The organism is Phenylobacterium sp. (assembly GCF_046291545.1).
Lineage (GTDB): Bacteria > Pseudomonadota > Alphaproteobacteria > Caulobacterales > Caulobacteraceae > Phenylobacterium.
The window spans coordinates 137835-151780 of the sequence record NZ_JBKBSM010000002.1; the positions used below are offsets into that span (position 1 = coordinate 137835).

Here is a 13946-nt window from a genome sequence, read left to right on the forward strand (position 1 = left end):
TGGCGTGGCGTCCGCGAGGGGGCAATGGGCGAAGTCTTACTTAATTTCCTTTTCCTCGTGCTCAGTTTGGCGCTGGCAGTCGCAGGCACGGCCGTTGGTGCTTGGCTACAACATCGCAGCTGGAAGCATCAGCATTGGGAGAAGATCCGCACCGATCGAGCCGAGGCTGCCCTCGCGACAGTCGAGCGTGCCTCAGCGCTTATCGACAAGCGCCTCTATCGGCAGCGTAGGCTGTTGTGGGCCATCCGTCGCGGAGATTGCACTGAGCTCGAAGCTGAGCGCCTGGAGTATCGCACGGCTGTATTCGAGTAGATGGACAATCTCGGTCGCACGAAAGCCGAGCTATGGGCGTCATTCGATCGCTGGACGGCCATTAGATTTGAGCAAGAGCTACATGACAATTTCGCCCGCAATGGCCGAGTATTGGAATCCGCCCTGCGCAGCGGCAGCAAATCGAACCTCGCCAAAGAAGAGCGAGAGCTCAATTATCTGGGCAAGAGTTCATATGAATTCATACAGCGGCTGCTCGAACGAATTCAGCGAGAGGATCTCAATGGTCTGACCGGTCGCTATGATCTCAGCTACAGCAATTGGGATAATCTGACGTCGGCATTCCTTTGGACGCGGCTATTTGGCCTTAAGTCTCAGCGCTAGGCCGAAAGCCATCCTTCGTCGGATTCGTTTGGCCCACTTCGGCGCTACAGATGACAAAATTTGGATGTACCCTGCGTGATCGCTGATGGGGTGCAGACCTGACTGCTCGGCCTTCTCGCGCGCGACCTTTGGTAGGGGATATACCAATAAACTGGCCACGAACGCTGATTGCTCCGGATCAAGGTCTGCTGCGTTGGCGCCGTAGAGCAGATTGGCTGCCTCGTCGCATCCCCGCAGGCGATAGCCGAAGTACGCGGTGGTGAGATAGGTCCGTAGGATATCTCGCTTCGACATCCGATAGCTCAGCACCCAAGCTAGGAGCATTTCCCTAGATTTTCGTCTGATGGTGCGTTCCCGGCGCTGAAGGATCGTCCGGACGAGTTGCTGCTCAATTGTGCTGACGCCGCCGACGCGCTTGAACGTGACGAATTGGCGGACGACGCGAGGGATGAAACGCCAGTCGATCCCAGAGTGCTGGAAGAACCGACGGTCCTCCAGCACCAATGTGAGCCGCTCGATCTCGGTGACGCCATCCGCCTGAATAATCGGATCGCAACCCCATCGAATGTGCTGAATCCTGTCGAGCAGCCAGTCCATCTGCAGGTTCAGAGTGAACAGGAACGACTTCAAGCCAGGCGGAGCACGCCGCCCCCGTGAGTCACCTCCGAACAACCGAGGTTCGGGGTCCTTGTAGCTCATGGCAGTCGCCCTAACCCAACAGCTTGGGAATGACGCTTGTGAGGGGACCCCTTGTCAACCTTAGATGGGGCCATGTGCCTTTGCGGGCGCGTGTCACGTACTCTCTGGCCCTCAATCGTCCGGCATCGGCGCGTGCGCCAAGGTCCCGAACTGGCGCGTCCTGGAGGCGGGAAAGCGTGGTGGGTTCCGACCCGCGGCGGATGTAAATTTGACGCACCCATGCAAGATTGAATATACCTTGAGCAGGAACCATATGTGAACATCAGTGCCGCGCGTCCTCAGTGCAGAGTCCTACTCCCGAATCAGACCGGAATGGATAGGCAATGCCCACACTTGGATTTTCATATGTCCTGAAGCTTCTCTCGATGAATGAGAAGCCTCGGCGAACAGAAGTCAGAAAGCGCTACCTGCCGGCTGGTGATGGCTACGATTTCCACCGAAGTCTGCGGCGTTTCGCTCGCAAGCTGCTGGTAGATCAAGTGGCGCTAGCGGACCTCCTTCAAGCGGCCGAAAAGATCAAGGGTGAGAGCGAGCGCAATTCGCTGAAGTCTGCGCTCACGCTGCTCGAAAAGTGGCGTTCCTCGCATTCTGGCCCCCTACTCACTTTTGCACCTGTGAGCTTTCAGAGCCCGGGGAAGCTTTTCAAAGTGCGTTTTGAACCGGACTTCGGCCTCACCTTGGATGGGCGTGCGACGGCCATCCATATCTGGAATACCAAACGGCCAGTGCTCGTGCAGCGGATGGTATTCGCGGCACTATCGTGGCTTCCGGAGCATTACGCTTCAACAGATAGCAAGCCGGATGATTTTGCGGTCCTTTCGCTTCAAGATGGGACGCTCACGCGCCTCAGTGCATCCCGCGACGCACATGCGATCGGCCCAGGAGTGCTCTCTCTGCTCGAGCAGGTGTTTGACCGCGTCCGCCGCGAGATTGCTCCACCACTACAGAGAGAGGATCGCCGGCCGCCGGGAGCGCCTGCTTAAATGGCTCGTGGTGACGCGGGCGCCGTGCCCCGGCGTGCGTGGCAGAGAAAGCTCCAAAGGTGCTTCGGTTCTGCACCCTAACGGCCGCATTCTGGAGGCGGATCAAGGTCCCCAATTGGCGCGCAACCGCTTAGGGCTGAATAGCAGTCATTGCAGGTCGAGCAGGCTGCAAGAGCCCACGAGAACGCTAGCCTTGGCGATGGGTGAACCTTTGCTTTGCAGCAGAAGCACTTGCGCCTCACCGGCGTCATTCCTGACGAACTGATAAATCTCCATCGTCTGTCCGGGGTAGGCAACCAAAACAGCTGCCTCGTCCGTCGTCATGCGGCCGGCGACTATTGCAGCGCCCTCAGAACGGGATGAGAATACGTCTCCCGTCGCATCAACATACGCCACATCGAGATCGCCGTTGTCAGCTCGGCTGAGTGTGATCCGACCGATGGAAATCCGATCTTCATCCCACCCAGATTCCTCGGGTGAAACGAGGTCCTTTGCAACGAAATAGGCGTGCCCGCTCACCGCGCCGCAAATGGCAAGAGTCTTGGCGGATGAGGGCGATGCCGCAATTGCCGCAGCGAGAAGACCCAGGCTGGTGACCGTTGAACGCATTGCCTTCTCCTACCAAGTCCATCGTGGGCACGGCTAGGCTTGCTGCGGCAGTGTCGGACGGCGGCGTCATCGCTGCAAGGCGCAGTGACACACGTCTCAGACCTACGTTCGAGTGAATGGAATGAGTGAATGGAATGTCTGCTTCCTGCCTCGACCCCAATGTCGGCTCGTGGCGCACACCAGACACGCGCCTCAACTACAGCCATTGCGCCATCAAGCTGTGGGCGGGGCCTGGTTCCCGCCACGGAGGGCGGGGATGGCGGGGAGTGGGCGAAATCCCCCTCAGGCCCTGCGGGCCAGTTCCCCCGGGGGGAGCATCCAAGAGAGCCTGGGGCCCTGCATTCACGGGGATGAGCGGAGGGGCGGTTAGCGGCGGGCCTTGCGGAAGCGTTCGGCGGCTTCGGCGCGGGCTTCCTTGCGGACGCGCTTGACCGCGTCCCTGTCGACGCTTTCGCCCTCGCCGGTGAGGGCGTCGTTGGCGAACTCCAGGTCCATGAGCTTCAGGCGCTTGATCTCGTCGCGCAGGCGCGCGGCGGTCTCGAACTCGAGGTTGGAGGCGGCCTCGCGCATCTTCGCCTCCAGGTCGCGCAGGGTGGCCTTGAAGTTGTCGCCCATGAAGGGCTTGTCGCCGGTCTCGGCGAGCCCGGCCGGGACGGTGACGCGGTCTTTCTCGTAGGGGGAGGCCAGGATCTCCTTGATCTGGCTCTTGACGCTCTCGGGCGTGATGCCGTGGGCCAGGTTGTAGGCCTCCTGCTTCTCGCGGCGGCGGGCGGTCTCGGCCATGGCCCGCTCCATCGAGCCGGTGACGGTGTCGGCGTAGAGGATGACCCGGCCGTCGACGTTGCGGGCGGCGCGGCCGATGGTCTGGATCAGGGAGGTCTCCGAGCGCAGGAAGCCCTCCTTGTCGGCGTCGAGGATGGCGACGAGGCCGCACTCGGGGATGTCCAGGCCCTCGCGCAACAGATTGATGCCGACCAGCACGTCGAAGGCGCCCAGGCGCAGGTCGCGGATGATCTCGATGCGCTCCACCGTGTCGACGTCGGAGTGCATGTAGCGCACGCGCAGGCCCTGCTCGTGCATGAACTCGGTGAGGTCCTCGGCCATCTTCTTGGTGAGGACGGTGATCAGGGAGCGGTAGCCGAGGGCGTTGGTGCGGCGCACCTGGTCGATGACGTCGTCGACCTGGGAGAAGCCGTCCTTGGAGACCGGGCGCACCTCGACCGGCGGGTCGATCAGGCCGGTGGGGCGGATCACCTGCTCGGCGAAGACGCCGCCGGTCTTCTCCATCTCCCAGGGGCCGGGGGTGGCGGAGACGTGGACCGTGGCCGGGCGCATGGCCTCCCACTCCTCGAACTTGAGGGGCCGGTTGTCCATGCAGGAGGGCAGGCGGAAGCCGTATTCGGCCAGGGTGAACTTGCGCCGGTAGTCGCCGCGGTACATGGCGCCGATCTGGGGCACCGTCTGGTGGCTCTCGTCGACGAACAGGAGGGCGTTCTCGGGGATGTACTCGAAGAAGGTCGGCGGCGGCTCGCCCGGCCGGCGGCCGGTGAGGTAGCGGGAGTAGTTCTCGATGCCGGCGCAGGAGCCGGTGGCCTCGATCATCTCCAGGTCGAAGGTGGTGCGCTGCTCCAGGCGCTGGGCCTCCAGCAGCTTGCCGTTGGCGACCAGCCAGTCGAGGCGCTCCTTCAGCTCGGCCTTGATGGCGGCGGTGGCCTGGCGAAGGGTCGGGCGCGGGGTGACGTAGTGGCTGTTGGCGTAGATCTTCACCCCGTCCAGGTCGGCGGTCTTCTTGCCGGTGAGGGGGTCGAACTCGGTGATCGCCTCGATCTCGTCGCCGAACAGGGAGATGCGCCAGGCGCGGTCCTCGTAGTGGGCGGGGAAGATCTCGATGGTGTCGCCGCGGCGGCGGAAGGTCCCGCGCTCGAAGGCCTGGTCGTTGCGCTTGTACTGCTGGGCCACCAGGTCGGCCATCAGCTTCTTCTCGTCCACCCGCTGGCCCGGCTGCAGGGTGAAGGTCATGGCCGTGTAGGTCTCCACCGAGCCGATGCCGTAGATGCAGGAGACGCTGGCCACGACGATGACGTCGTCGCGCTCGAGGATCGCGCGGGTGGCCGAGTGGCGCATCCGGTCGATCTGCTCGTTGATCGAGGAATCCTTCTCGATGTAGGTGTCCGTGCGCGGGACGTAGGCCTCCGGCTGGTAGTAGTCGTAGTAGGAGACGAAGAACTCGACCGCGTTCTCCGGGAAGAAGCTCTTGAACTCCGAATAGAGCTGGGCGGCGAGGGTCTTGTTGGGGGCCAGGATCAGGGCCGGGCGCTGGGTCTCCTCGATCACCTTGGCCATGGTGAAGGTCTTGCCCGAGCCGGTGACGCCGAGCAGCACCTGGTCGTGCTCGCGCTGGCGCAGGCCCTCGACCAGCTCGGCGATGGCCTGGGGCTGGTCGCCGGCGGGCGCGTAGCTGGAGACGAGCTTGAACCTGCGCCCGCCCTCGGACTTCTCCGGGCGCGCCGGGCGGTGCGGGACCCAGGCCATGGGCATGGCCGTCTCGTCATAGACGAAGGCCGCCGACATGTCGGCGAGGCCGGGGGAGCTTTGCGAACGGGACATGGCCGCCAAGGTAGGACTGCGCAGGGCCGCAGACTAGGGGCCGCCTGCTGACAAGGTGCTGTCAGCAGGGCGCGGCGGCGCGCCGCTCAGGCCTTGACCCAGAGCATCCGGCGCAGGGTGGCGTCCCGGTCGACCACCGCGTGCTTGACCGCGCCCAGCACGTGCAGCGCCAGCAGCGGCCACAGGGCGTTGGGGGCGGCCTTGTGCACGGCCTCGGCGGCCTCGTGCAGCCATTCGAGCTTGGCCGGGAAGGGGCTGGCCAGGGCGAACCAGTCGAACACCTCGATCGGCCGGGCGTTGGCCCAGATCACCAGCGGGCCAGAGACGATCTGCACGAGGATCATCAGGAGCAGCAGGCCCTGGACCGCCGAGGAGAGGATGCGCAGGGCGGTGACCTTCTCCAGCTTGGCGGGGGCCGGCTGGGCGGCGGTCCAGATCAGCCGGGCGGCGAGGAAGGCGAAGAGCAGCATGCCGATCGAGACGTGCTGGGCCATGGCCGCGAGCCTGGCGGCGCGGTCGGGCGCCTCCTCCATGGCCTCGCCCATCAGATAGAGGGCGATCACCGCGGCGGCGGAGATCCAGTGCAGGGCGATGGCGATCCAGCCGTAGCCCTGGCGTGTGTTGCCGAGCGCCATGTCGCGTCCTTCCGTGCTGGACGCAGCTTGGCCTTTCCGGCGGCGCGCCGGTTTGATCCAGCGCAAATCCGGCGCGGGTCAGACGCCCTGCGGGGCGATCGCGACCACGGCCAGGGCCGCGGCCAGGACCGCCAGGGCGACAATCAGGTGACGCATGCTCCAACTCCCCATCCCTGGGGAGCAGGCCTAAGCAAGAGCCGCGCCGCGCTCATGGCGCGATTGGACTATTTGTCGACGGTCTTGGAGACCGCCGTGCCCGCCGCCCCGCCCACGGCCGCGCCCACCGGGCCGCCGACGACGGCGCCGGCGACCGCGCCGGTGGCCGCGCGCTCCTCGACGTTGTGGCCGCAGGCGGCCAGGGCCAGAGCCGATGCGGAGGCCGCAAGTATCGCCAGAGTTCTCAGCATGTTGGAGGTTCCCGCTCAAGAATCGGCAGGAACAACGGCGGCGCTCGGCAGGGGTTCCGAAAAGCGGTGAGGATTAATCCTAAACAAGGTATTTTCTTGCTGCAGTGCAATATGGACTTGCGCGACGGCTAAAGACTCGGCATAAGCCGCGTCGCTTTGCCTTAGCCCGTTCTTCACCGTGTATCGGAACGGGCCCGCCGGGGTGCGCTGCCAGCATGAGCAGGGGCCGCCGTCGGCGATGTGTTGGGGGGCCTGTCGCCCTCGCCGCATAGGACACGATAACCTTGAACTTGATTTCGCGGGCGAACGCCGAGTGGCGTGCGCTGACAGCGGCCGCTTTGCTCGGAGCCGGAGTCGGCCTTGGGCTGGGCGCCGCCTATATGGCCGGCGGACTATCGCAGACGGCGAAGGACCACGCTCGGGCCGAGCGCCTGGCGAAGGCCGCCAGCGAGGGCTTCTCCGAGACCGCCCTGCAGGCGGCGGCGGCCCGCATGGACCTCGGCGTCCTGCGCGTGGCCCGCCGCCATGATCCCTTCACCGTCGCTGGCGCCGCCGAGCGCGACCGCCAGAGCGCCATCTTCGCCGCCCGTCTGGAGCAGACGGCGGGGCGGGACGGCAACGACCTGATGCTGCGCGCCAGCCTGCCGGCGGTGGAGCCGGCCGCGCCCTTCCGCCTGTCCGGCGCGCTGGAGACCTCCCGCGAGCTGGAGTGCCTGACCCAGGCCGTCTACTACGAGGCCCGCGGCGAGACCGCCGCCGGCCAGGCCGCGGTGGCCCAGGTGGTGCTGAACCGCGTGCGCTCCCCGGCCTTCCCCAAGACCGTCTGCGGCGTGGTCTTCCAGGGCGCGGGCCGGCGCGGCTGCCAGTTCAGCTTCGCCTGCAACGGGGCGATGCGCTCCGGCTACGAGATCCGCGCCTGGACGCGGGCCCAGCGGATCGCCGCGCGGGCGCTGTCCGGCTACGTCATGGACGAGGTCGGCGCGGCCACCCACTTCCACACCACCGCCGTCGCCCCCGCCTGGGGCCCGCGGCTGGTGCGGGTGGGCCAGGTGGGCATGCACGTCTTCTACCGCTTCGGCCGCGGCGGGCGCCGCGCGCCGCTGGACACCCCGGCGCCGGAGCTGACCACCGAGCCGGTCTATGCGGCCCCGCAGCCGACCCCGGCCGACGTGGCGCCGAGCGACGTGCGGCTGACCTCGCTGGTGCTGGAGCCGGAGAAGCCGCCGGCCGCCAAGCCAGGCGCCGTCCCGGTCCCCGCCGCGCCGGCGGCGCCGAAGGTCGGCGAGACGGCCCAGCTCGAACGCACGGCCGGCGCCGGCCGGGGCGAGGCCGCCAAGGGCGCGGTCGGCGCGGCCTCCTGATCAGGCGCGGGCCGCGCGCCTGAGCGCCTGGGGCGGCTGCCCGAAGGCGCGGACGAAGGCGCGCCGCATCCGCTCCGGGTCGCCGAAGCCGCTGGACCGGGCGAGGACGTCGATCGGCTCGGACGAGCCCTCCACCCGCTCGCGCGCCACCTCCAGGCGCAGGCGCTCGACGGCCTTGGCCGGGGTCATGCCGGTCTCGGCGTGAAAGGCCCGGGCGAAGTGCCGCGGGCTCATGCCGGCCTGGTCGGCCAGGCGCTCGACCCCGAGAGGCTCGGCCAGGCGCTCGCGCATCCAGTCGATCAGCGCGGCGAAGCGGCCGCCCTGGCCGCCGATCTCCAGGAGCGCGGAAAACTGCGACTGGCCCCCCGGCCGGCGGTGATAGACCACGAGCTGCTGGGCCACCCGGCGGGCGGTCTCCTGGCCCAGGTCGTCGGCGATCATGGCCAGGGACAGGTCGATGCCGGCGGTGATCCCGGCCGAGGTCCAGATCTCCCCCTCGCCGACGGGCCCGTCACGGGTGAAGATGCGGTCCGGCTCCAGGCGCACCCCAGGATAGCGGCGGGCGAAGTCCGCGCTGCGGCTCCAGTGGGTGGTGGCGCGGCGGCCCTCCAGAAGCCCGGCCTCGGCCAGGAGATAGGCCCCCGAACAGACGCTGGCCGTGCGCCGGGCGCGGGCCGAGGCGGCCTTCAGCCAGGGCAGGACGGAGGGGGCCTGGGCCGCGCGGGTGCCGTCGCCGCCGGAGACCATCACCGTGTCGAGCGGGGCGTCCTCCAGGCCCTCGGCCAGGAGCGCCACGCCGGAGGAGCTGCGCACCGGCCCCGGCTCGGCGGCGACCACGTGCAGGTCGTAGGCCCCCGGCGCATAGCGGGCGGCGATCTCGAAGGCGGCGATCGGGCCCGTGGCGTCGAGGATCTGGAAATCGGGGAAGATCAGGAGGTCGAGGCGGCGCATGGCGAAAAAGGTGGGAACTTCGTCATTTCCGCCAGACGCTAGGCCCCTCATGGTGCAGGCGTCAACCGCAGGAGGCCGCCTTGGCTGAGATCGAAATCGTCATCCCGCTCTATCCGGGCGTGACCCATCTGGACTTCACCGGACCGCACCAGGTGCTTTCGCGCGTGCCCGGCGGCCGCGTGACCGTCGCCTCCAAGGGCGGCCAGGACATCGAGGCCGAGGGACTGGTGTTCACCAGGCTGGCCGACCTTGCGGCCATCGAGCGCTGCGACGTGATCTGCGTCCCCGGCGGGTTCGGCACGACGGAGGCGATGCTGGACGAGGCGTTCATGGCCGAGGTGACCCGGCTGGCCAAGGGCGCGAAATACCTGACCAGCGTCTGCACGGGCTCGCTGATCCTGGCGGCCACCGGCCTGATCCGCGGCCGGCGGGCGGCCTGCCACTGGGCCTGGCGCGAACTGCTGGAGCCGTTCGGGGTGGTGGTCGACGAGAGCCGCGTGGCGCGGGACGGCAACCTGATCACCGGCGGCGGGGTGACGGCGGGGCTCGACTTCGCCTTCACCCTGATGGCCGAGCTGGCGGGCGAGACCCTGGCCCAGTCGGTTCAGCTCGGGCTGGAATATGCGCCGTCCCCGCCGTTCCAGGCGGGCCGTCCGGAGATCGCCCCGCCGCAGATCGTGGCGGCTGTGAAGGCGCTGATGGCCGCCCAGATGGACGGCCGCCGCGAAGCCGTCGAGGCGGCCTCGCGGCTGACGATGGCGTAGGGCCCGGCGAGGGAGGATCGAGGGGGACCGCGGCGGCCAAGGCGTTGGGCCGTTCGCCAGGGGCCGCAGTCCCCCTCAGGCCCTCCGGGCCAGCTCCCCCAGAGGGGGAGCATCTCGATTGGGCGGCCCCCTCATGCCCTCCGGGCAAGTTCCCCCGGAGGGGGGAGCCTCTCGATTGGGCGGCCCACGTCGGGAGCGCGCGTCAGGGCTTTCGGCGCTGGGCGCTGTTCTCCTCGGTGTCGCGCTTGGCGCGCACGTCGTGGCCGTGGTGGCGGTCGCGTTCGCCGCCGCCGCCGGAGACGTGGCTGAAGGGGGTGTTGGTGGGCTCGCCCGGAGCGCGGGGATCGCGCTTTTCGGGCATCGGCTTGGTGCGGTCCTCGTGGCTGGCGCCGGGGCCGCCCCAGCGCTGCGCGTCGGGGTTCTTGTGCGGCATGGTCAGCGGTCCTGCTGATAGCCCTGGTGATGGGTGTTCTGGTTGATGTTCCCCTGGCGGCCCTGCTCCTTGAGGTTCACGTCGCCATCGCCGGGCTCGGTGGACTGCAGGCCGGTGGTCTCGTCGCGGCGGCCCTGGGTGTCGCCGGACACGTCGGCCTTCTGGCCGCGATAGCTGCGCTGTTCGGGCGGGATGGGCGGTGACTTGGCGGTCATGGGGTCCTCCTATGCATAGGGGAACCCCTGCCGGCGGCCCTTGTTCCGGCCCCCGGCGCGATCAGAGGCCGCCGACGGTCAGGCGTCCAGGCCGATGTCGAGCACCGGGGCGGAGTGAGTGAGGGCGCCCACGGAGATGACGTCCACGCCGGTTTCGGCCAGGGCCCGCACGGTGTCGAGATTGACGCCGCCGGAGGCCTCGAGCACCGCCCGCCCGGCGTTGAGCCGCACGGCCTCGGCCAGGGCCTCGGGGCCGAAGTTGTCGAGCATGACGACGTCGGGGCCGTAGCGAAGGGCTTCCTGGAACTGCTCGAGGGTGTCGACCTCGACCTCGACCTTCATCAGATGGCCGGCGAAGGCCTTGGCCCGGCGCACCGCTTCGCCCACCCCGCCGCAGGCGGCGACGTGGTTGTCCTTGATGAGGATGGCGTCGTCGAGGCCGAAGCGGTGATTGACCCCGCCGCCGCAGCGGACGGCGTACTTTTCCAGGTGACGCAGGCCCGGGGTGGTCTTGCGGGTGTCGACGATGCGCGCGCGCGTGCCGGCGACGGCGTCGACATAGGCCCGCGTCAGGGTGGCGACGCCGGACAGCCGGCCCAGAAGGTTCAGGGCGGTGCGCTCGGCCGACAGCAAGGCGCGGGCGTTGGCGCGGACCTTGGCGAGGGGCGCGCCGGCGCCGACGGACTCGCCGTCCTGCGCCGTCGCCTCGAAGCGCGCGGACGGATCGAGGGCGAGCACAGCCATCCGCGCGCAGGCCAGGCCCGCGACGACGCCGGGCTTGCGGGCGGCGAAGACGGCGGAGAGCTCGGCGTCGGCCTCGATGCAGGCCATCGCGGTGACGTCGCCGGCGCGGCCGAGGTCCTCGGCCAGGGCGGCGCGGACCACCGGCTCGATCAGGAGGTCGGGAAGGGGTTCGATCAGGCGGCCTGACATGCACGGCCCTCGGCGAGCGTGATGAAGGTGCGGGCCGCTTCGGCCTGCAGGGGGAAATCCCGGCGGAAGTGGGCGCCGCGGCTCTCGCGGCGGGCGAGGGCGGCGTCGGCCACCAGGCGCGCGGCGAGGACCGGCAGGGTGCGGCCGTAGGCGACGTCCAGGGCGTCGAGCTCGGCCAGCAGCCGCGACAGCCCGGCCGCATCGCGCACCACGCCGGCGTCGCGGCTCATGGCCTGGCGCAGGCGCTGGAGGGCGGGCTCGGGCAGGTCGGGCGACAGGCGGGTGGGCAGGACGCGGCCGGCGGGGGCGGACTCGGCGGCGGCGGCGCGGCCGGCGCGAGTTCCGAACACCGCCGCCTCCAGCAGCGAGTTGGACGCCAGGCGGTTGGCCCCGTGCACGCCGACTGAGGCGCATTCGCCGGCGGCGAACAGGCCGGGCAGGCTGGTGCGGCCCTCGGCGTCGGTGACGATCCCGCCCATGTGGTAATGGCAGGCGGGGGCGACGGGGATCGGCTGCACGCGCGGGTCGACGCCGCCGGAGAGGCAGGCGGCGAAGACCGCCGGAAACTCCTCGGGGAAGTGCTCGCCCACGGCCTTGCGGGCGTCGAGGAAGGCGCCGCGGCCGGCCTCGCGCTCGGCGTGGATGGCGCGGGCGACGATGTCGCGCGGGGCGAGCTCGGCGTCGGGATGATAGCGGGCCATGAACGGCTCGCCGGCGGCGTTGATCAGCCGCGCGCCCTCGCCGCGCAGGGCCTCGGTGGCCAGGGGCGCCGGATCGCGGCCGATGTCGATGGCCGTGGGGTGGAACTGGACGAACTCCGGATCGGCGATGCGCGCGCCGGCCAGGGCGGCCAGGGCCAGGCCCTCGCCGCGCAGCTCGGCCGGGGTGGTGGTGACGGCGTAGAGGCCGCCGACGCCGCCGGTGGCCAGCACCACGGCGGGGGCGACGATCTCGACCGCCTGACCGTCCATTTCGGCGACGACGCCGCGCACCCGGCCGTCCGCGTCCTGCAGCAGGGCGCGCAGGCGCGCACCGGCGCGGACCTCGACGTGGCGCGAGGCCATGGTCGCGGCGATCACGGCCTGCATGATCTCGCGCCCGGCCTGGTCGCCCTTGACCCTGGCCACGCGGGCGCGGGAGTGGGCGGCCTCCAGGCTCTGGGAGAAGCCGCCCGCGGCGTCGCGGTCGAAGGGGGCGCCGAGCTCGGCCAGGCGGCGAACCGCTTCCGGCCCTTCGGCGGCGAGCAGCGCGGCCATCTCCGGATCCACCAGGCCCGCCCCGGCGGCGATCGTGTCGGCCGCATGCAGGGCCGGGGAGTCGTCCGCGGACAGCGCCGCGGCCATGCCGCCCTGGGCCCAGGCCGAGGAGCAGCCCTGGCTGATCGGCGCGCCGGAGAGCACCAGGGCCTTGCGCGGGGCGGCGGCGAGCGCGGCCGAGAGGCCCGCGAGCCCCGCGCCGACGATCAGCACGCCGTCATGTTCGATGCGTCTGGGCATCACTTGCTCCTGGCCCCGTCGCAGTCCGGCAGGACGGACGGAGATGCGCCTTCCCCCGCCGGGGAGAAGGACCTGTGCGTTCGGCCGCGGGCGGCGGTCAGATCAGCTCCACGTCGACGTGGTGGCGGGCCTTGACGAGGTCGTAGCGGGCCGGGACGGGGGGCGGAGGCAGGTCGATCATCCGCTGGACGGCCAGGCGAGCGCGCTCGGCGACGGCCGGGTCGACGAGGACCTCGTGCCGCTCGTGCAGCAGGGCCTCGTAGATGTTCTCCAGGGTGATCCGCTTCATGTGCGGGCACAGGTTGCAGGGCCGTACGAACTCGGTGTCCGTCGCATCGCAGGCGACGTTGTCGGCCATGGAGCATTCGGTGATCAGCACCACCTGCTTCGGCTTGCGCTGGAGCACGTAGTCGTTCATCGCCGCCGTGGAGCCGGCGAAGTCGGACACTTCCAGCACCTCGGCCGGGCATTCGGGGTGGGCCAGGACCTCGGCGCCGGGATAGGCCTCCTTCAGGTCCAGAATGTCCTGGGCGGTGAAGCGCTCGTGCACCTCGCAGCGGCCCTTCCAGGCGATGATCCCGACCTTCGTCTGGCGGGCGACGTTGCGGGCGAGGAACTCGTCGGGGATCAGGATCACCCGGTCGACGCCCCATTCGCGGGCCACGTGCTCGACCACCTGCACGGCGTTGGCGCTGGTGCAGCAGACGTCGGTCTCGGCCTTCACGTCGGCGGTGGTGTTGACGTAGGTGACGACCGGCAGGCCCGGATAGCGCTGCTTGATCAGCCGCACGTCGGCGCCGGTGATCGAGGAGGCCAGGCTGCAGCCGGCGCGCAGGTCCGGGATCAGGACGGTCTTGTCCGGCGACAGGATCTTTGAGGTCTCGGCCATGAAGTGGACGCCGGCCTGGACGATGATCGCCGCGTCCGACTTGGCCGCTTCCTTGGCCAGGCCCAGGCTGTCGCCGACATAGTCGCCGACGCCGTGGAAGATCTCGGGCGTCATGTAGTTGTGCGCCAGGATGACGGCGTTCTTCTGCCGCTTGAGGCGGTTGATCTCGGCGATGAGGGGAGCCTGCAGCCGCCACTCCATCGGGGTCACGTGCGACTTCACCTTCTCCCACAGGGGCAGGGTGGACCGCTCGACCTCAGGGGTGAACGCAAACTGGAAACCGTCGGCGGCCATGGCGTCCTCCTTATGC

General features: G+C 69.1%; 15 protein-coding genes. 4 read left to right on the top strand and 11 right to left on the bottom strand.

Annotated features, from left to right (window positions below; all coding sequences use genetic code 11):
- The first annotated feature begins 312 nt into the window (after nucleotides 1–312).
- Nucleotides 313–654 carry a hypothetical protein gene (locus ACK4YQ_RS07145; protein WP_409609780.1) on the top strand — a complete coding sequence of 114 codons (342 nt, stop codon included), beginning with the start codon at nucleotides 313–315 and terminating at the stop codon, nucleotides 652–654.
- Here the strand turns inward: ACK4YQ_RS07145 and ACK4YQ_RS07150 are convergent.
- Nucleotides 628–1353, bottom strand: a complete 726-nt coding sequence (locus tag ACK4YQ_RS07150) for a biosynthetic peptidoglycan transglycosylase (protein WP_409609782.1) — start codon at nucleotides 1351–1353, stop codon at nucleotides 628–630. The genes ACK4YQ_RS07145 and ACK4YQ_RS07150 overlap by 27 nt on opposite strands.
- Nucleotides 1354–1676: 323 nt before the next feature.
- Between ACK4YQ_RS07150 and ACK4YQ_RS07155 the strand changes: the two genes are divergently transcribed.
- Entirely contained in the window at nucleotides 1677–2336 is a 660-nt protein-coding gene (locus ACK4YQ_RS07155; protein WP_409609784.1) for a hypothetical protein, read from the top strand.
- A 147-nt stretch (nucleotides 2337–2483) separates the two neighbouring features.
- On the opposite strand, the gene ACK4YQ_RS07160 is transcribed toward ACK4YQ_RS07155, so the two are convergent.
- The 4 genes from ACK4YQ_RS07160 to ACK4YQ_RS07175 all read right to left on the bottom strand — a co-directional run bounded on the left by ACK4YQ_RS07160 (nucleotide 2484) and on the right by ACK4YQ_RS07175 (nucleotide 6594).
- Complete coding sequence (locus tag ACK4YQ_RS07160; protein ID WP_409609786.1) at nucleotides 2484–2945, bottom strand: hypothetical protein; 462 nt, start codon at nucleotides 2943–2945, stop codon at nucleotides 2484–2486.
- Between the two features lie 366 nt (nucleotides 2946–3311).
- Nucleotides 3312–5516 carry an excinuclease ABC subunit UvrB gene (gene uvrB, locus ACK4YQ_RS07165; protein WP_409610674.1) on the bottom strand — a complete coding sequence of 735 codons (2205 nt, stop codon included), beginning with the start codon at nucleotides 5514–5516 and terminating at the stop codon, nucleotides 3312–3314.
- Between the two features lie 122 nt (nucleotides 5517–5638).
- Complete coding sequence (locus tag ACK4YQ_RS07170; RefSeq protein ID WP_409609788.1) at nucleotides 5639–6187, bottom strand: cytochrome b; 549 nt, start codon at nucleotides 6185–6187, stop codon at nucleotides 5639–5641.
- A 224-nt stretch (nucleotides 6188–6411) separates the two neighbouring features.
- Nucleotides 6412–6594: a hypothetical protein gene (locus ACK4YQ_RS07175; protein ID WP_409609790.1), complete on the bottom strand. Its 183-nt coding sequence runs from the start codon at nucleotides 6592–6594 to the stop codon at nucleotides 6412–6414.
- A 338-nt stretch (nucleotides 6595–6932) separates the two neighbouring features.
- Between ACK4YQ_RS07175 and ACK4YQ_RS07180 the strand changes: the two genes are divergently transcribed.
- A complete protein-coding gene (locus ACK4YQ_RS07180) occupies nucleotides 6933–7955 on the top strand; it encodes a cell wall hydrolase (protein ID WP_409609792.1) in 1023 nt (340 codons plus the stop codon).
- On the opposite strand, the gene ACK4YQ_RS07185 is transcribed toward ACK4YQ_RS07180, so the two are convergent.
- Nucleotides 7956–8906: a GlxA family transcriptional regulator gene (locus ACK4YQ_RS07185; protein ID WP_409609794.1), complete on the bottom strand. Its 951-nt coding sequence runs from the start codon at nucleotides 8904–8906 to the stop codon at nucleotides 7956–7958.
- A gap of 80 nt (nucleotides 8907–8986) precedes the next feature.
- Here ACK4YQ_RS07185 and ACK4YQ_RS07190 point away from each other — a divergent pair, with 80 nt between their 5' ends.
- Complete coding sequence (locus ACK4YQ_RS07190) at nucleotides 8987–9670, top strand: DJ-1/PfpI family protein (RefSeq protein WP_409609796.1); 684 nt, start codon at nucleotides 8987–8989, stop codon at nucleotides 9668–9670.
- 202 nt (nucleotides 9671–9872) lie between these two features.
- On the opposite strand, the gene ACK4YQ_RS07195 is transcribed toward ACK4YQ_RS07190, so the two are convergent.
- The 5 genes from ACK4YQ_RS07195 to nadA form a co-directional block, all read right to left on the bottom strand.
- A complete protein-coding gene (locus tag ACK4YQ_RS07195) occupies nucleotides 9873–10103 on the bottom strand; it encodes a hypothetical protein (protein WP_409609798.1) in 231 nt (76 codons plus the stop codon).
- 2 nt (nucleotides 10104–10105) lie between these two features.
- A complete protein-coding gene (locus ACK4YQ_RS07200; protein ID WP_409609800.1) occupies nucleotides 10106–10318 on the bottom strand; it encodes a hypothetical protein in 213 nt (70 codons plus the stop codon).
- Nucleotides 10319–10396: 78 nt separating this feature from the next.
- Nucleotides 10397–11251: a carboxylating nicotinate-nucleotide diphosphorylase gene (gene nadC / locus ACK4YQ_RS07205; protein WP_409609802.1), complete on the bottom strand. Its 855-nt coding sequence runs from the start codon at nucleotides 11249–11251 to the stop codon at nucleotides 10397–10399.
- Nucleotides 11236–12750 carry an L-aspartate oxidase gene (locus tag ACK4YQ_RS07210; RefSeq protein WP_409609804.1) on the bottom strand — a complete coding sequence of 505 codons (1515 nt, stop codon included), beginning with the start codon at nucleotides 12748–12750 and terminating at the stop codon, nucleotides 11236–11238. Before ACK4YQ_RS07210 ends, nadC begins: the two co-directional genes overlap by 16 nt.
- Before the next feature lie 94 nt (nucleotides 12751–12844).
- Nucleotides 12845–13930 (bottom strand): quinolinate synthase NadA, encoded by a 1086-nt coding sequence (gene nadA, locus ACK4YQ_RS07215; RefSeq protein ID WP_409609806.1) that lies wholly within the window; start codon nucleotides 13928–13930, stop codon nucleotides 12845–12847.
- Nucleotides 13931–13946: the final 16 nt, after the last annotated feature.